This window comes from Vibrio sp. MEBiC08052, assembly GCF_001506075.1.
Classification (GTDB): Bacteria; Pseudomonadota; Gammaproteobacteria; order Enterobacterales; family Vibrionaceae; genus Vibrio.
On sequence record NZ_KQ947475.1, the window covers coordinates 1,263,583 to 1,281,558 of the forward strand.

The 17,976-nt window shown below is 45.7% G+C and carries 13 protein-coding genes; 11 read left to right on the forward strand and 2 right to left on the reverse strand.

The genetic code is table 11. The features are described 5' to 3' along the window. Window positions 1–75 precede the first annotated feature (75 nt). The 6 genes from nagE (at window position 76) to VRK_RS05640 (ending at window position 7,595) form a co-directional block, all read left to right on the forward strand. Window positions 76–1,578, forward strand: a complete 1,503-nt coding sequence (nagE, locus tag VRK_RS05615) for an N-acetylglucosamine-specific PTS transporter subunit IIBC (RefSeq protein ID WP_059120463.1) — start codon at window positions 76–78, stop codon at window positions 1,576–1,578. 274 nt (window positions 1,579–1,852) lie between these two features. After that, a complete protein-coding gene (locus VRK_RS05620; RefSeq protein WP_059120464.1) occupies window positions 1,853–3,319 on the forward strand; it encodes a protein adenylyltransferase SelO in 1,467 nt (488 codons plus the stop codon). 315 nt (window positions 3,320–3,634) lie between these two features. Further along, on the forward strand, window positions 3,635–4,639 hold the full coding sequence (locus VRK_RS05625; protein ID WP_059120465.1) for a TRAP transporter substrate-binding protein: 1,005 nt from the start codon (window positions 3,635–3,637) through the stop codon (window positions 4,637–4,639). An 82-nt stretch (window positions 4,640–4,721) separates the two neighbouring features. Then, window positions 4,722–5,393, forward strand: coding sequence for a TRAP transporter small permease (locus VRK_RS05630; protein WP_059120466.1), 672 nt, complete (start codon window positions 4,722–4,724; stop codon window positions 5,391–5,393). Window positions 5,394–5,398: 5 nt separating this feature from the next. Then, window positions 5,399–6,760: a TRAP transporter large permease gene (locus VRK_RS05635; protein WP_059120467.1), complete on the forward strand. Its 1,362-nt coding sequence runs from the start codon at window positions 5,399–5,401 to the stop codon at window positions 6,758–6,760. 232 nt (window positions 6,761–6,992) lie between these two features. Beyond that, window positions 6,993–7,595: an ATP-dependent Clp protease proteolytic subunit gene (locus tag VRK_RS05640; RefSeq protein ID WP_059120468.1), complete on the forward strand. Its 603-nt coding sequence runs from the start codon at window positions 6,993–6,995 to the stop codon at window positions 7,593–7,595. A 153-nt stretch (window positions 7,596–7,748) separates the two neighbouring features. On the opposite strand, the gene VRK_RS05645 is transcribed toward VRK_RS05640, so the two are convergent. Continuing rightward, a complete protein-coding gene (locus tag VRK_RS05645) occupies window positions 7,749–9,092 on the reverse strand; it encodes a sigma-54-dependent transcriptional regulator (RefSeq protein WP_059120469.1) in 1,344 nt (447 codons plus the stop codon). A gap of 9 nt (window positions 9,093–9,101) precedes the next feature. Continuing rightward, window positions 9,102–10,904: a sensor histidine kinase gene (locus VRK_RS05650; protein ID WP_059120470.1), complete on the reverse strand. Its 1,803-nt coding sequence runs from the start codon at window positions 10,902–10,904 to the stop codon at window positions 9,102–9,104. A gap of 500 nt (window positions 10,905–11,404) precedes the next feature. Here VRK_RS05650 and tig point away from each other — a divergent pair, with 500 nt between their 5' ends. The 5 genes from tig (at window position 11,405) to VRK_RS05675 (ending at window position 17,736) form a co-directional block, all read left to right on the forward strand. Then, window positions 11,405–12,709, forward strand: coding sequence for a trigger factor (gene tig / locus VRK_RS05655; protein ID WP_059120471.1), 1,305 nt, complete (start codon window positions 11,405–11,407; stop codon window positions 12,707–12,709). Window positions 12,710–12,815: 106 nt separating this feature from the next. Then, window positions 12,816–13,442 carry an ATP-dependent Clp endopeptidase proteolytic subunit ClpP gene (gene clpP, locus VRK_RS05660; protein WP_059120472.1) on the forward strand — a complete coding sequence of 209 codons (627 nt, stop codon included), beginning with the start codon at window positions 12,816–12,818 and terminating at the stop codon, window positions 13,440–13,442. Window positions 13,443–13,528: 86 nt separating this feature from the next. Then, window positions 13,529–14,803, forward strand: coding sequence for an ATP-dependent protease ATP-binding subunit ClpX (gene clpX, locus VRK_RS05665; protein ID WP_059120473.1), 1,275 nt, complete (start codon window positions 13,529–13,531; stop codon window positions 14,801–14,803). Between the two features lie 116 nt (window positions 14,804–14,919). After that, window positions 14,920–17,271: an endopeptidase La gene (gene lon / locus VRK_RS05670; protein WP_059120474.1), complete on the forward strand. Its 2,352-nt coding sequence runs from the start codon at window positions 14,920–14,922 to the stop codon at window positions 17,269–17,271. 192 nt (window positions 17,272–17,463) lie between these two features. Then, entirely contained in the window at window positions 17,464–17,736 is a 273-nt protein-coding gene (locus VRK_RS05675; protein ID WP_038178520.1) for an HU family DNA-binding protein, read from the forward strand. Window positions 17,737–17,976: the final 240 nt, after the last annotated feature.

Genomic DNA, 17,976 nt, shown 5'->3' on the forward strand with positions numbered 1-17,976 from the left:
ATATATATTAGGTCTTAGTTTACTGGATGAATTAAGATATCTGTGTAATGTACGAATCATGTGATGGAGGATGCAATGAACGTACTGGGGTATTTACAAAAACTTGGCAAGGCAATTATGTTGCCGATTGCTATCTTACCGGTGGCCGCGATTTTATTAAGGCTCGGACAACCGGATATGTTGAATATTGCTTTTATGGCTCAGGCGGGGGGAGCAATTTTTGGTCAGTTGCCTTTGCTGTTTGCGATTGGTATTGCGGTTGGGTTGTCTCGCGGTGATGCAGGGGCTGCCGGTTTAGCGGGCGCTGTCGGATATTTGGTGCTGACGGAAGCGGCTAAAACCATCAATGCGGATATCAATATGTCATTCTTTGGCGGGATCGTGGCCGGGGTCGTTGCCGGTCATGTTTATAACCGCTTTCATCAAACCAGTTTACCGGCTTATCTTGCATTTTTCGGTGGAAAACGGTTAGTCCCGATTATGACCGGTCTGATAACGCTCATTTTGGCCGGTATCAGTGGTGTTGTCTGGCCTGTAATTCAACATGGTATCGACTCTTTTGGTCATACCGTCGCGCATTCCGGTGCATGGGGAGAATTTGTCTACGGAACGTTAAATCGTGCACTGATCCCAGTCGGGTTACATCATGTTTTAAACTCCATTTTCTGGTTCGGATTGGGTGAGTGTACCAAAGTCACTTACGAGTTAGCCGGTGGGTTGCATAACTTATGCCTTGCGCCTGAAGTGGCGAAAACATTAAGTGTTGGTGGTGCTATTTCAACCATTGACGGCAGTGTGATTCAGAGTATCGCGACCGAGACGACGCGTGGCGATCTCAACCGCTTCTTCGCGGGTGATCCATCGGCTGGGGTATTTATGGCCGGTTACTTCCCAATCATGATGTTTGGTTTGCCCGGTGCTGCGTTTGCCATGTATATGGCCGCACCGAAAAGTCGTCGTCCGCAAGTGGGTGGGATTTTGCTGTCTGTGGCGTTAACCGCATTTTTGACTGGTGTGACTGAGCCACTTGAGTTCCTGTTTATGTTCCTTGCACCGGTGTTATACATCATCCATGCGATACTGACCGGGATCTCGCTGGTTGTGACCAACTATCTGGGGATTCTCGATGGTTTTGGCTTCTCCGCAGGTCTGTTTGACTTTGTGATCAACTGGGGACTGGCAACTAAACCGGGGCTATTGCTGGTGGTGGGATTATGCTTCGGTGTGATCTACTTCTGTATCTTTTACTTTGCTATCCGTTGGTTTGATATCCCGACCCCGGGCAGAGAAAAAGATGAAGCGACAGTCCGTCCGTCCGCAGCCTCTGAAGATATTCAGACGCTGGCAAATGAATATATTCAAGCCTTGGGTGGCCGTGATAATCTGAAACAAATTGATGCATGTATTACACGCTTGCGCCTTTCTGTGAACAACATGGCTCAGATCGATGAAGTAAAAATCAAAGCATTGGGTGCCAGCGGGGTTGTGAAGCTGAATCGCACCGACTTGCAGGTTGTATTGGGTGCTAAGGCTGAATTGGTCGCGAATGCGATGAAAGGCGACGCTGAATATGACTAAGTGAAGATGAGGACTTCTGTGTGAATGCTCAGGAGCCGGGGATTCAACTGATAGCCATCATGAAGAAAGAGTGTGCGATTTCGCACGCTCTTTTTTTGCGCTGGGCAATGTGCTCCGAGCAATTGATGCTGATTGGGAGGCGGGGAATTGACGCAGTTTTTTCTTATCTGCCGGAGAGATGCTGACTTGCACGCTCTCGATGTATGAAATAACCTAGCAAACAAGTCAGGTAATTGGTAAGGTTGACAGAGATAGATTGAAACGGAAACACCTTATGTCTCTTTGGCAACACTTACCGATCAGCCACCGTTATGCTGAGCTGCCGCAAAGCTTTTACACCCGGGTCATGCCGACGCCAGTGGACAACCCTCGCTGGGTGACTTGGAATGTGCCTCTCGCTGCCAGTTTTGGTCTGGACGAGACGCCTGATGATCTCTGGCTACAGATCTTTTCCGATGGTGAAGTTCCGGATTATTTTCAACCGCTGGCAATGAAGTATGCCGGGCATCAGTTCGGGGTCTATAACCCGGCATTGGGGGATGGGAGAGGGTTATTATTCGGTGCGATTGCCGATCAGCAAGGGCGCTGGTTTGATGTGCATCTTAAAGGCGCCGGACTGACACCGTATTCCAGAATGGGGGATGGTCGGGCGGTGTTACGTTCCACCATCCGAGAATATCTGTGCAGTGAAGCAATGGCAGCGCTGGGGAATCAAACCACCCGGGCGTTGGGGATGATGGTCAGTGATACCCCCGTGTATCGTGAACGCGTTGAGCAGGGCGCTTTACTGATTCGTCTGGCAGAAACGCACATCCGTTTTGGCCATTTTGAACACTTTTTCTATACCGGGCAGCATGATGACTTACGTTTGCTGGCCGATAAAGTCATCGCCTGGCATTTCCCGGAACTTGAACCCTCATCAGAATCACCGCGAGAGCCGGTATATCTGGTGATGTTCCGCGAAGTTGTCAAACGAACCGCTGAAATGATCGCTTTTTGGCAAGCGTACGGCTTTGCCCATGGCGTGATGAATACTGACAATATGTCGATCCTCGGGCAAACCTTCGATTATGGCCCATTTGCGTTTCTGGATGATTATGATCCCCATTTTATCTGTAACCATTCCGATTATCAGGGGCGTTATGCATTTGATATGCAACCGGGGATCGGTCTGTGGAACTTGACTGCATTGGCGCAGGCACTGACACCGCTGGTTGATAAAGCTGAACTGGAAGTGGTGTTGCAAACTTATAGCGTACAGCTCAATCAGGAATACAGTCGTTTGATCCGTAGTAAACTCGGATTACAACAGCGCCGTGACGGGGATAGTCAACTGTGTGATGAGATGCTCAAACTGATGGCGGACAACCGGGTTGACTACACGCTGTTTTTCCGGCGACTTTCATCGCTGGATCACCAACCGCCTGAAACGGTCACGACATTATTTGAGAACCAAGATGCCGCGAAGCAGTGGTTACAACAGTATCTTGATCGTTGTGAGCAGGAGTCGGATACGGTAGAACAGCGCTGCCAGTCGATGCGTCAGGTCAACCCGAAATATATCCTCCGTAACTATCTTGCCCAACAAGTGATAGATGCTGCTGAACAGGGTGACTTTCAGCCGTTAGAGCAATTGCTTACGGTTTTAAGCGCTCCCTATGATGAGCAGCCGATGTATGAATCCTATGCTGAGCAGCCACCGGCATGGGGAAAATGTCTCGAAATCAGCTGTTCGTCATAAGCTAACGTCTATCCTCAACTGACGTTCAGTTTTTATCACCATTCTTTCCTGACCGAGACCATCCCTGAGTGAACGTATGATTGTTCAGGGATGTGTCATTTTTGACCCATTGGCCGGGAGGGGATGGAGGGGTTTTCACCCATTCTTACCTGATGTGTTCCTGACGGATTGATCGGTTTTACAGCAATGTTGCCCTTAAGTTGCTGTTGTTGCTAATTTGTTTTATTTGTTGATGGGTGTTGGCTCGTTATTTGCCTTGTTGTCAATAACGTGAATACCAAGCAGGTATTCGGTTTCTATAACAAGGAGAAAAAGATGTTCAAGCCTTTCAAATTACTGACTGTATCCATACTTGCTGCGACCGGTTTTAATGCCGCTGCTTCCGAAGGCTGTGACCCGGGTGAAACCGTGATTAAATTCAGCCATGTCACCAATACGGATAAACATCCGAAAGGGATTGCCGCATCATTGCTTGCCAAGCGAGTCAACAAAGAGATGGACGGAAAAGTTTGTATGGAAGTTTTTCCGAACTCAACCCTGTATGATGATGACAAAGTCTTGGAAGCCCTTTTAAACGGCGATGTTCAACTCGCAGCCCCTTCTCTTTCCAAGTTTGAAAAATTCACCAAAAAATATCGTATTTTCGATTTGCCATTTTTGTTTGACGATGTTGCAGCGGTTGACCGTTTCCAGAACTCGGCTGCCGGCGATAAGCTGAAAAATGCCATGAAACGCCGCGGATTGCAGGGGCTGGCATTCTGGCACAACGGGATGAAACAGTTGTCTGCCAACAAACCGCTGATTGATCCAAAAGATGCCAAAGGATTGAAATTCCGCGTTCAGGCGTCTGATGTTTTGGTCGCTCAATTCGAGCAGTTGGGGGCTAACCCACAAAAGATGTCGTTTAAAGAAGTGTACGGCGGTTTACAGACCGGCGTCATTGATGGTCAGGAGAATACTTGGTCAAACATTTACGGTAAGAAATTCTTCGAAGTGCAAGATGGCATTACCGAAACCAACCACGGCATCCTTGATTACCTTGTAGTGACTTCCGCCAAATTCTGGGACGGCCTGCCTGATGATGTGCGCAGTCAGTTTGCACAGATTCTCAAGGAAGTCACGGCGACCCGTAATGCTGAATCAACCAAAGTCAACCTAGCCAACCGTCAGAACATTATCGATGCCGGCGGTGTGGTGCGAACCCTGACACCTGCTCAGCGTCAAAAATGGGTTGAAGCGCTGAAGCCTGTCTGGAAGAAATTCGAGAAAAATATCGGTCATGATCTGATCAATGACGCCCTTTCAGCAAACAAGAAGTAACTGTCGTAGTCACGCTATAAACATGTGCCCCACACCACCGGAGTGGGGCACCTAGATGATAACAATGAGAGCGAAGATAGTTATGGACAATTCTTTCTTTTCTAAAGTCGGTCGTTTTACAGATTCGGTTGAAGAATTTCTGATCGCATTCTTTTTAGGCACGATGACCTTACTGACGTTTATCAATGTCATCTGTCGCTATGTATTTAATGACAACATATTGTGGGCCCTTGAACTGACAGTCTTTATGTTTGCCTGGATGGTACTGGTCGGTGCGTCTTACGGGGTAAAGAAGCACTTTCACATTGGTGTTGATGTGATCATCAACATTGCACCACCGGGGTTAAAGAAAACCTTCGCGGTGCTATCAGCATTCGCTTGTTTGAGTTTTGCCGTGCTGCTGTTGATTGGCTCGTGGAACTATTGGCATCCGTTTATTACCGAACGGGCTTGGTATGAAACCGATGATATTCCAATGCCGGGGTTTCTCCAGTTTTTAGCCGACTGGCTCAATGAAGGCGAGGCTTACGAGAAATTGCCACGATTTATTCCGTATATGGCGCTGCCTATCGGGATGGGGCTCCTGACATTGCGTTTTACGCAAGCCGCGTACCAGATTTTGACTGGCAAGATGGATCGTCTGATTGCCTCGCATGAAGGAGAAGACGAGTTAGAAACACTGAAGTCAGAATTGCAGCAAGACACAGGTGCGGATTCTGAAAAATCAATGCCGTCATCGGATCGCAAGGAGTAGTCATCATGGCTGTTTTATTTCTCTTTTTAATGGTGATTGCCCTGATGCTTATCGGTGTGCCGATCGCTGTCTCACTGGGTTTATCAAGTATTGTATTTCTGATGTTGCATTCGGATGCATCGTTGGCTTCGGTCGCTCAGACATTATTCAATGCTTTTGCGGGTCACTACACACTGTTGGCGATTCCGTTCTTTATTCTCGCATCTAGCTTTATGTCCACCGGTGGGGTTGCCAAACGAATCATCCGCTTTGCAATTGCACTGGTCGGCTGGTTCCGCGGTGGCCTTGCCATTGCGTCGGTCATGGCTTGTATGATGTTTGCTGCACTGTCGGGCTCTTCTCCTGCAACGGTTGTTGCTATCGGGAGTATCGTGATTGCCGGGATGGTCAAAAACGGCTACTCCAAAGGATTTGCCGCCGGGGTGATTTGTAATGCCGGAACGCTGGGGATTTTAATTCCGCCATCAATTGTTATGGTGGTCTACGCTGCGGCAACGGATGTTTCTGTCGGCCGGATGTTCCTTGGCGGGGTGATTCCCGGTTTACTCGCCGGTGCGATGCTGATGGTCGCTATTTATATTGCAGCCCGGGTCAAGAACCTCCCGAAACAACCCTTTGTCGGGTGGGGGGAACTGATGGCCGCCGGACGTGAGGCTATCTGGGGGTTGTTTTTAATCGTCATTATTCTGGGCGGTATTTATGGGGGGATTTTCACCCCGACTGAAGCGGCTGCAGTGGCTGCGGTTTATGCCTTCCTGATTGCCAACTTTGTCTATAAAGACATGGGGCCATTTGCTGACCGGGAAAATAAGTTGCCGGGTGTGGTGAAAGTGTTGCAGACATTTGTCCATCCGGATACTAAGAAAACCTTGTGTGAAGCGGGTCGGCTGACGATCATGTTACTGTTTATCATTGCCAATGCTTTGATTCTCAAACATGTGCTTACTGAAGAGCAAGTGCCGCAGATGATTGCCAATTCCATGCTTTCTGCCGGTTTAGGGCCAATCACGTTCCTGATTGTGGTCAACCTGTTACTGTTGATTGGCGGACAATTTATGGAACCATCGGGTCTGTTGATTATCGTTGCACCATTAGTCTTTCCGATTGCGATTCAACTCGGGATTGATCCGATTCATCTTGGGATCATTATGGTAGTGAATATGGAAATCGGGATGATTACTCCGCCAGTCGGTCTGAACTTGTTTGTGACGGCCGGGGTGGCGCGGATGTCGATGCTCAACGTGGTCAAAGCCGCGTTGCCGTGGGTGGCGGTCATGTTCTTGTTCTTATTGATTGTCACCTACGTGCCGTGGGTTTCAACTTGGCTGCCGACGACGCTGATGGGGCCGGAGATTATCACTAAATAACCCGTCCGATGATGTTGAATGCATCCAGTGATGCTTTGTCTGTCAATCCCCCACAGTCGATGAAAAGACGGTGGGGGATTTTTACGTATATAAGTGCTGTGGTAAGGTGATCGCTCAGATTTATGACGATGGTGGTTTATGAGATTTGTTTCTTAAAAGGCGGGAGATATGCCTTGCTAGTTAATTGTAATTCGTTACAATGAATCTCATGGTTAATTAAAGAAGAATGTCTATGAATTTCGTATTAAAAAATGATGAAAATGATAAGGCCAATGATGAACGGAACTCTGGTTCAATGGTAGAGGAAAAACTCATAGCGTCTCGTTCTATTTTCATTTCTGGTGAGATTGACCAGAAGCTGGCCCAAAAAGTTTCAACTCAGCTACTCGTATTGCAGGAAATCAGCGATGAGCCGATTTATCTGTATATCAATAGCCAAGGTGGACATGTAGAAGCCGGTGATACTATCCATGACATGATTAAATTTATCAAACCGGAAGTTATCGTGATTGGAACCGGATGGGTTGCCAGTGCTGGTGTGACTATCTACATTGCCGCGAAAAAAGAAAACCGTGTCTGTTTACCGAATACTCGTTTTATGATCCACCAACCATTGGGTCAGGTGCGTGGTAAAGTCTCAGATATTAAAATTGAAGCGGATGAGATCTTACGCACGCGCAGCCGAGTGAATAAGCTGATCAGTGAAGCCACCGGGCAGCCTTATGAACAGGTCGAGAAAGATACAGATTACAACTTCTGGATGAGTCCGGAAGAAGCCATTAAGTATGGTTTGGTCAGCCGGGTCGTGAGTAATATCAGAGAACTGCAAGACTAATCGAATCGGAACGTTTTTTCAGTTAACTGATAACGTTTTGTAAGCCAGTTAAAATATGGAATGAAAGGTAACTTTCATTCCATATTTTTTATGGATAACGCAATCTTCCGTCATGAAACGATAGGGTTGATTGAAGCGTGCTCTGAGTTACATTTAGTTTTTATAGTTTTCTTTATCCAGCTGATATTTTTGCATTTTATCGTAAAGTGTTTTCCGTGGCAGATTCAGACTTTCCATGGTGTCTTTAATACTTCCTCCGCATTCGATCAATGCCTGTTCGATAACTGACTTCTCAAACTCGGCAACTTGATCGGCCAAACTGAGTACCGGCCCGTTTATCAAATGTGTTTCCTGACCCAGTTGAATCAGTTTACCGAGCAGAACATAGCGTTCTGCAGCATTTCTCAATTCGCGGACATTGCCCGGCCAGTTATGACTTATTAATGATTGCATGTCCTGCTTTGAGATCGAATTGGCAGCTTTTCCATAGCGGGCAGCGGCAACCAGTAAAAAATGATGAAACAGTGCGGGAATATCTTCTTTACGTTCTCGCAGCGGGGGGATATCCAAGGTCACAATATTCAGTCGGTAATAGAGATCTTCCCTGAACGTTCCTTGTTGAGCTGCCTGTTTCAGATCGACCTTGGTGGCAGCAATGACCCGAATGTCCAGCGGAATTAATTCATTGGATCCGACCCGTTCAATCAATCGCTCTTGTAACACCCGCAGGAGCCGAATTTGTGCTGACATCGGCATCGATTCGATTTCATCGAGAAACAGTGTGCCGCCCTGTGCATGTTCTAATTTACCGATACGTTGACTTTCAGCTCCGGTAAATGCGCCTTTCTCATGCCCGTATAATTCACTTTCGATCAAGTTTTCCGGAACTGCCCCGCAATTGACGGCAACGAAATTCCGTTCTCTCCGGGAACTCAATTCATGCAGAGAACGAGCAATCAGCTCCTTGCCGGTGCCGGTCTCTCCAAAGAGTAAAATGTCAGCGTTGGTATCCGCAATCTGACTAATCGTTTCTTTCAGTGACTGAATACTGGCGGTTTCACCAATAATCCGTGGGCCGAGGGTTTGGCTGGCCTTCAGACTTCGCTTCAACTTTTGGTTTTCCAGGGTCAGTCGGCGTTTATCAATGGCTCGGTGTACTGTCTCCATCAGTCGTTCAGGCGCGAATGGTTTCTCGATAAAATCGTAGGCACCATCATGCATCGCCTGAACGGCCATAGAAATATCACCGTGTCCTGTAATCAGAATGACCGGTAAGTCCGGGTCTTGATGATGAACCGAATGCAGTAAGCTTTGCCCGCTGAGTCCGGGTAATTGAATATCTGTGACAATAACCAGCGGTAGCCCGTCTTGCTTGATAGCCAGCAACGCTTCTTCGGCACTGTCAAAAAATCTGGCTTGAATGTCTGCCAGTTCAAAACTCTGTTCGATTGCAATACGAATGTCCGCTTCATCATCGATAAAAAATACATCGCACATAACATGTCCTTATGAGGCAGTTTCAGGGGAGGGAGGCGAGGTCGCCGGTAACTGAATACTAAATCGCGCACCGCCAAGCGGTGATGATGAGGCATTCAGTTGTCCCCCCATACTCTGAATAATTTGCTGAGAGATCGACAAACCCAGCCCAAGCCCGTTTTTTTTGGTGGTATAAAAAGGGTCAAACAACTGAGATAGCGTTTTATCACCTAATCCTTCACCGTTATCGTCAATATGAATCGTGAGCTGAAGGTTGTCTTCAGTAAAGCTGAGGATGATCTGTTTATCCGCACGATCATCAAGTGCCTGAATCGCATTGGTCAAAAGATTAATCAGTACTTGTTCCAAATGGATCGGATTAATATTCAACCAAATTGGTTGTTCCGGTGTCTGGATTTCGAAATGGATTAGGTTTGATTTTATTTGGGACTGGATTAACTCTTTGGTAGACAAGATGATGGGATAAAGCTGGACGACAGCGCGTTCATCATGATCTGATTTGCGGGCAAAAGAACGTAACTGAGTACTGATTTTTGCCATTCTTTCAGTCAGTCCCGAGATGCGAGTCAGGTTTTCGTCTGCTCGGTCAATTTTACCGCTGGCAATAAAACGTCGGCCATTATCAGCGAAGCTGCGGATTGCCGCGAGCGGGTTATTCAGTTCATGGCTGATACTGGCAGACATCTGTCCAAGTACCGCGAGTTTTGCGGCTTGAATCAACTCATCTTGTGTTTGCCGTAGTCGTTGTTCCGTTTTACTCCGTTCTTCGATCTCAAGATGGAGTTTCGCGGTTCTTTCCATCACCAAAAACTCAAGTTTTTGCTTTGCTTCAGACTGAAGTTGTTCGATCTGACGCTGTTTATTTTTACGATGATGAACGAGCTGCATAATGAGATAAATAATGGCAAATACCATGCACGAAATGACGACAAAACCGAAGCTACTCCAAAAGACCTGAATCTTCGGTGACAGAACGCGAATATTCAGTGGGATGTTCTTCAACGGTCGGCTGCTGACAATGAAGTCTCCTTTGATCCATCCTTGCTTCGGATTAATCCATTCGGTAGTCGTTTGATCCATTTTCCCGAGTAACCCCAGTGATTGTATCGTTTGATCGAGATACTGACGGGAATGAAAGATTTTTGCGCGGATCTCAGGGTCAATAAAGGTGACACTTTTGAACAACCAGTTCGGCTGACTTGACATAAAAATGATGTTGTACGGATCGGTGGCGACAAAGTAGCTGTTTTGGCTTTTCCAATTCTCTTCAATCGACGAGAGATCCATTTTAACCACCACGACACCGAGAATTGTCGCAGCATAAGTCACCGGATATGCATAGTAGTATCCGCGTTCTCCGGAAGTTGAGCCTAGCGCGTAGTATTGACTCTCGTTACCTTGAACGGCGACTTGAAAGTACGGACGCCAATTGAAATTTCTACCAATAAATGAACGGGTCAGATTCCAGTTACTCGCAGCAATGGTATTGCCGTGAATATCCAGAAGATAGGTATCAGAGGCTTTAATGGCATCATTGACCTGCTCAAGGTAGTGATTGGTGATATCGATTTGAGCGGAGTTGTCGGCTATGGTGAGTGCATCCACCAGTTTTTTGTCTTTGGCGAGTAACCGAGGAATATGCGCGAACTTATCTAGTTTGGTGACCACATGACTGGCAAAACGTTCTAGCTGTGCCTGATGTTCGCTGAGCAAGCTCTGATAGCTATACTGCCATACAAGATGTGCGCCGTATGCTGTCGTCACTATAAAAATGACAACAAAAATAAGATTGAAACGGAACTTAGATAACATCGTTGTACTTATCGGTAAGAAGAGCCTGTGCTTTATTTTACGGGTTTGTTATCAGAACGGTGATAAACGGTTTCGGGGAGAGCGAAAAAGTAAGATCAGGATCTCTTTTTCAATATTTCACTGAAAAAAAGCAGCTTTTGCCTTGAAAAGCATAATTTTACCCCCATCCTGTCAATCTACGGAGCAATACCGATGAATTTTTTGTCAGGCAGGAGAATAAATTCTGAGCATCAGGTGTTCGTCTGCTGAGATAGACTCGACAGGTGTAGCTCTGGTCGTTAGAATGTCGCGTCTGAAAAGTATGTCCTGAGTCTGATAGGAGCATATCTGGAGTATCTCCTGTTGTGGAGTGATGATTACTCCACATCACTGCTCACTATTTTATTTCGTTATAGATGTACTCTGAAAGAGTACGGAACATGGATGCAGCCGAGATCAGCGAATGCGATCTAGGCTCATGATGCTCAGAAGAACTGAGCCAGTTTTGAGGTTTATATAGAATGCAAGTTACTGTTGAAACGCTAGAAGGCCTACAACGCCGTCTGAATATTACTGTTCCTGCTGCTAACATCGAAGATGCTGTTACAGCAGAACTGCGCAACATCGCAAAAAACCGTCGTTTCGATGGTTTCCGTAAAGGCAAAGTGCCGATGAAAATGGTTGCTAAGATGTATGGCAAAGCAGTACGTCAGGATATCCTTGGTGAAGTGATGCAGCGTCACTTTATCGAAGCGATTATCCAAGAAAAAGTGAACCCTGCTGGCGCGCCGACATTTACTCCTGTTGAAAATGAAGAGAATCAAGATTTAGTTTTTAACGCGACGTTTGAAGTTTATCCTGAAGTTGAGTTGAAAGGCTTGGAAAATATCGAAGTCGAGAAGCCAAACGTTGCGGTAAAAGATGAAGATGTAGCTGAGATGCTTGAAACACTGCGTAAGCAGCAAGCAACGTGGAAAGAAGTTGATGCGGCTGCTGAAGATGGTAAGCGTGTAACACTTGATTTTGTTGGCACGATTGATGGTGAAGCTTTTGAAGGTGGAAAAGCGGAAGACTTCGCTCTGGAAATGGGTGCTGGCCGCATGATTCCTGGGTTTGAAGATGGCATCGTTGGCAAAACTGCCGGTATGGAGTTTGAAATCGACGTCACTTTCCCTGAAGACTACCATGCTGAAAACCTGAAAGGTAAAGCAGCGAAATTTGCAATTAAGATCAGCAAAGTTGAAGAGCGTGAATTACCAGAATTGAATGATGAATTCGTGGCTAAATTCGGTGTGAACGAAGGTGGTGTTGAAGCGCTTCAGGCTGAAGTTCGTAAGAATATGGAACGCGAGCTCAAGCAAGCAGTGAAACAGCGTATCAAGCAACAAGCGATTGATGGTCTGGTCAAAGAAAATAATATTGACGTGCCGTCTGCATTGATCGACCAAGAAATCGAAGTGCTTCGTCAGCAAGCTGCACAACGCTTCGGCGGCAATCCTGAAGCTGCGGCACAACTGCCTCGTGAATTGTTTGAAGAACAAGCAAGACGTCGCGTTGTGGTTGGTTTGCTTTTGGGTGAAGTCATCAAAGCAGATGAACTGGAAGCTGATGACGAAAAAGTGAAAGCGCTGATCGAAGACATGGCAACTGCTTATGAAGATCCGCAAGAAGTTGTAACATATTATGAGCAAAACAAAGAGCTCATGAACAACATGCGTAACGTTGCACTTGAAGAGCAAGCTATTGATGCGATCCTTGCTAAAGCAAAAGTTTCTGAGAAAGATGTAAGCTTCAACGAGCTGATGAATTCTCAGAACGCTGCTTAATTAGGCAATATGTATCATAGAAGGTTGACTAAAGGTTAACTATTCTGATAACAATGGTCCGCATGATATCCGTCATTCGGACCATTTATTTTAGGGATATAAGAATATGAGCTACCAAGAAAAAAATGAAATGTCGTCAATCCTGAACGCCTTAGTACCAATGGTGGTAGAGCAAACCTCCCGAGGAGAGCGCTCTTACGATATTTATTCCCGTCTGCTGAAAGAGCGTATTATCTTTTTGACCGGTCAGGTTGAAGATCAGATGGCAAATCTTATCGTGGCTCAGCTCCTGTTCCTGGAATCAGAAAACCCGGATAAAGACATCTTCTTGTATATCAACTCCCCGGGAGGAAGTGTTGATGCCGGATTGTCGATTTATGATACCATGGAGTTTATCAAACCCGATGTGAGTACAGTATGTATGGGTCAGGCATGTTCTATGGGCGCGTTTCTATTAGCAGGCGGAACCGACGGAAAACGTTTCATGCTGCCGAATGCACGTGCGATGATCCATCAGCCGTTGGGTGGTTTCGGTGGTCAGGCATCTGATATTCAGATTCATACGCAGGAAATTTTGAAGATTAAACAAAAGTTGAATGATCTTCTTGCCAAGCATACAGGGCAGCCACTGGATGTGATTGAACGTGATACAGATCGGGATAATTTTATGTCTGCGCAGCAGGCTGTCGATTACGGTCTGGTGGATGCAGTATTGACGCATCGAGGCAAATAGGCTGATAGTGCTTTTCATTTGAATAGCGCAATTTGATACAAATTGATATAAACTCAGCATATGGATAAAGGCTAAGAGGTTAGCGAATGACAGATAAAAGCAAAGAGAGTAGTAAACTGTTGTACTGCTCTTTCTGTGGCAAAAGCCAACACGAAGTTCGCAAACTGATCGCAGGTCCTTCTGTTTACATTTGTGATGAATGTGTCGATCTATGTAACGACATTATACGAGAAGAAATTAAGGATGCACTTCCGAAGAAAGAGTCAACGGCATTACCGACGCCGCATGAGATTCGGAATCATCTTAATGACTATGTGATTGGTCAAGAGCACGCGAAGAAGGTGCTTGCGGTCGCTGTTTATAATCACTACAAGCGTCTGCGTAATGGTGATAAGACAAGTGAAGGTGTTGAACTAGGTAAGAGTAATATTCTGCTGATCGGGCCAACGGGTAGCGGTAAAACTTTATTGGCTGAAACACTGGCTCGCTTTTTGGATGTGCCATTTACAATGGCGGATGCGACAACACTGACTGAAGCAGGTTACGTCGGGGAAGATGTTGAAAACATTATCCAGAAGCTACTGCAAAAATGTGATTACGATGTAGCTAAGGCAGAGCGCGGGATTGTATACATCGATGAAATCGATAAGATCTCACGTAAATCCGAGAACCCATCGATCACACGGGATGTGTCCGGCGAAGGTGTGCAGCAAGCCCTGTTGAAACTCATTGAAGGGACGGTTGCTTCTGTTCCACCTCAGGGAGGCAGAAAACACCCGCAACAAGAATTCTTGCAAGTTGATACGTCGAAAATCTTGTTTATCTGTGGTGGTGCGTTTGCCGGGCTGGATAAAGTCATTGAGCAGCGTGTTGCGACAGGTACTGGCATCGGTTTTGGTGCTGAAGTTCGTTCCAAAGATGAAATCAAGACGGTCGGCGAATTGTTTACGCAGGTCGAGCCGGAAGACTTGGTGAAATACGGATTAATCCCTGAATTTATTGGTCGTCTCCCCGTGACCGCAACACTGACGGAGCTGGATGAAGCCGCATTGATACAGATTCTTTGTGAACCGAAGAATGCGTTGACCAAGCAGTACGGTGCACTTTTCGAACTTGAAGATGTTGATTTAGAGTTCAGAGAAGATGCATTACGTGCCATTGCTAAAAAAGCCATGACTCGTAAAACAGGTGCTCGCGGATTGCGTTCGATTCTTGAAAGTGTGCTGTTAGAAACGATGTATGAGTTACCATCGGTCAATGATGTCAGTAAAGTTGTCATTGATGAATCAGTAATTAATGGCGAATCTGCGCCATTACTGATCTATTCTAACAATGAAAATCAGGCCGCCGGTGCCGAATAATTCAGCAAAGTCTCACGAAGGAGGTATGATTACCTCCTTTTTTTTATTCTACGATTGAATCCCATTGTTTAGACCCCATATACTGCCATATAGACAGAAGCGGAAGAGAGAAGAATATGAACTTGGAACGTTCCGAGCGTATAGAGATCCCCGTATTGCCACTGCGAGACGTTGTGGTTTATCCACATATGGTTATTCCTTTATTTGTTGGTCGTGAAAAATCAATCCAATGTCTTGAAGCTGCAATGGACAATGACAAGCAGGTTCTTTTAGTCGCTCAAAAGAAAGCAGAAACAGATGAGCCTACCATTGATGACTTGTTTGATGTCGGCACGGTTGCGACGATTTTACAACTCCTGAAGTTGCCAGATGGTACGGTTAAAGTGCTTGTGGAAGGTCAACAGCGCGCACAGGTTGAATCTTTTGTTGAAGGTGATTTTTTCTCTGCGCAAGCTCGCTACTTAATCACCCCCGAACTGGATGAAAAAGAGCAAGAAGTGATTGTTCGCAGCGCGATTAATCAGTTTGAAGGGTTTATTAAGCTCAATAAAAAAATTCCACCAGAAGTTTTAACCGCTTTAAATGGTATCGATGAAGCTGCCCGTCTGGCTGATACCATTGCTGCCCATATGCCTTTGAAGCTAGTGGATAAACAGCAAGTTCTTGAAATTATTGATGTGGTTGAACGTCTGGAATTTTTGATGGGCCAGATGGAATCTGAAATTGACCTGCTACAGGTTGAGAAGCGTATTCGCAACCGGGTGAAGAAACAGATGGAGAAATCCCAGCGTGAGTATTATCTGAATGAGCAGATGAAAGCTATTCAGAAAGAGCTGGGTGAAATGGATGATGCACCTGATGAATTTGAGACATTGAAGAAAAAAATTGAAGATTCGAAGATGCCTCAAGAAGCGCGTGAAAAGACCGAACAGGAGCTCCAGAAACTGAAGATGATGTCTCCGATGTCTGCTGAAGCAACAGTGGTTCGGAGCTATATCGATTGGATGGTCAATGTTCCTTGGTCGAAGCGTTCGAAAGTGAAAAAAGATCTGGCGAAAGCTGAAGTGATTTTAAATGAAGATCACTATGGGCTGGAGCGAGTAAAAGAGCGTATTTTAGAGTATCTTGCGGTTCAAAATCGCATTCAGAAACTGAAAGGTCCGATTCTTTGTTTAGTTGGTCCTCCGGGTGTTGGTAAGACATCTCTGGGGCGTTCTATTGCAGCTGCAACTGGACGAAAATATACCCGTATGGCATTGGGTGGGGTTCGCGATGAAGCTGAAATTCGTGGTCATCGACGTACCTATATCGGTTCGATGCCCGGTAAGCTGATACAAAAAATGTCTAAAGTTGGTGTGAAAAACCCACTGTTCCTCTTGGATGAGATTGATAAAATGTCATCGGATATGAGAGGGGACCCGTCATCAGCATTGCTTGAGGTGCTTGATCCTGAGCAAAATAACGCATTTAACGATCACTATCTGGAAGTCGATTATGATCTATCTGACGTGATGTTCGTGGCAACCTCAAATTCAATGAATATTCCCGGACCACTTCTCGACCGAATGGAAGTGATTCGTCTCTCGGGGTATACCGAAGATGAAAAATTGAATATTGCCAAACGTCATCTGGTTTCTAAACAGGTTGAACGAAATGGTCTGAAACCGTCAGAAATTGAGATTGATGATTCTGCGATCACTGGCATTATTCGGTACTACACCAGAGAAGCTGGTGTCCGTAATTTAGAACGGGAAATCTCAAAAATTTGCCGTAAAGCTGTGAAGAAAATTTTGCTGAATAAAGATATCAAGCTTGTGACTGTCGCACAGGACAACTTGAAAGAATTCTTAGGCGTGCAGCGTTTTGATTTTGGTAAAGCTGAAGAAAATAACCGCATTGGTCAGGTGACTGGTCTTGCCTGGACGGAAGTCGGTGGTGATCTGTTGACGATTGAAGCACAGTCTATGGTCGGTAAAGGGAAACTAACTCAAACCGGTTCGTTGGGCGATGTGATGCAGGAGTCGATTCAAGCCGCTATGACTGTGGTGCGATCACGTGCAGAAAAATTGGGCATCAATAGCGATTTCCACGAAAAACGCGATATCCATGTGCACGTTCCTGAAGGTGCAACACCAAAAGATGGCCCAAGTGCCGGTACAGCAATGTGTACGGCTCTTGTGTCTTGTCTCACCGGTAACCCAGTGAAAGCCGATGTCGCGATGACTGGTGAAATTACATTACGCGGTGAAGTCTTACCGATTGGTGGTCTGAAAGAAAAATTACTTGCCGCACACCGAGGTGGGATAAAAACCGTCTTGATCCCGAAAGATAATGAGCGCGATCTGGAAGAAATCCCAGAAAATGTGATTGCTGATCTGAAAGTCATCCCTGTGCAATGGATTGATGAGGTTCTGACTGTGGCGCTGGAACGTGCTCCATTAGGGGTTGAGTTTGAGTCCCAAAAATAGTGATATACAGCAAAAATAACTAAAAGTTTACGCTGATTCGCATAAAAAGGCTTGTCAGCGTTTTTTTTGGAGGCCATAGTTACTGACTATGGCTTAAGCCCTGATACAACAAGGCTTTAAGCCATTTTTCGGACTTAATGGAACAAAAAATCACCTTTAAATATAACGACAGGTGAAGAAAGGGGAATCACAGTGAATAAAACACAATTAATAGATAAAATTGCGTCAGATGCTGAAATCTCTAAAGCGTCTGCGGGCCGTGCTCTTGATGCATTTATTGATGCAGTGAGCGGTACACTCGAGTCTGGTGAACAAGTTGCTCTGGTTGGGTTTGGAACATTCAGTGTTCGTACTCGTGCAGCCCGTACTGGCCGTAATCCGAAAACAGGGGATGAAATCCAAATCCCTGAAGCGAAAGTACCTGCTTTCAAAGCCGGTAAAGCACTGAAAGACGCGTGTAACTAATTTGGTCGCACAGAATTTTGCTAATTGAGGCAAAACTAAGTCAAACGTTTTGAAAATATGCGCATCATAGTGATGCGCATTTCTTTTTTCTGATATTATCGCGTCATTCGCTTTGAATATAGTTGTTCTGAAAACTATCAATTGTGAAAGCCTTTTGATGATGAAAATCATTGAATTCTGAAAAGATAGTTTTGAGAAGCAGAGTATTTTACTGAGTAAGTGGCCATTAAGCCGGAGAAT

Excerpts from the sequence above, each read along its gene's own strand:
- VRK_RS05650 (WP_059120470.1), bottom strand. The coding sequence starts at position 10,904 with ATGTTATCTAAGTTCCGTTTCAATCTTATTTTTGTTGTCATTTTTATA.
- VRK_RS05630 (WP_059120466.1), top strand. The coding sequence starts at position 4,722 with ATGGACAATTCTTTCTTTTCTAAAGTCGGTCGTTTTACAGATTCGGTT.
- clpP (WP_059120472.1), top strand. The coding sequence starts at position 12,816 with ATGAGCTACCAAGAAAAAAATGAAATGTCGTCAATCCTGAACGCCTTA.
- tig (WP_059120471.1), top strand. The coding sequence starts at position 11,405 with ATGCAAGTTACTGTTGAAACGCTAGAAGGCCTACAACGCCGTCTGAAT.
- clpX (WP_059120473.1), top strand. The coding sequence starts at position 13,529 with ATGACAGATAAAAGCAAAGAGAGTAGTAAACTGTTGTACTGCTCTTTC.
- lon (WP_059120474.1), top strand. The coding sequence starts at position 14,920 with ATGAACTTGGAACGTTCCGAGCGTATAGAGATCCCCGTATTGCCACTG.
- VRK_RS05620 (WP_059120464.1), top strand. The coding sequence starts at position 1,853 with ATGTCTCTTTGGCAACACTTACCGATCAGCCACCGTTATGCTGAGCTG.
- nagE (WP_059120463.1), top strand. The coding sequence starts at position 76 with ATGAACGTACTGGGGTATTTACAAAAACTTGGCAAGGCAATTATGTTG.
- VRK_RS05640 (WP_059120468.1), top strand. The coding sequence starts at position 6,993 with ATGAATTTCGTATTAAAAAATGATGAAAATGATAAGGCCAATGATGAA.
- VRK_RS05645 (WP_059120469.1), bottom strand. The coding sequence starts at position 9,092 with ATGTGCGATGTATTTTTTATCGATGATGAAGCGGACATTCGTATTGCA.
- VRK_RS05635 (WP_059120467.1), top strand. The coding sequence starts at position 5,399 with ATGGCTGTTTTATTTCTCTTTTTAATGGTGATTGCCCTGATGCTTATC.
- VRK_RS05625 (WP_059120465.1), top strand. The coding sequence starts at position 3,635 with ATGTTCAAGCCTTTCAAATTACTGACTGTATCCATACTTGCTGCGACC.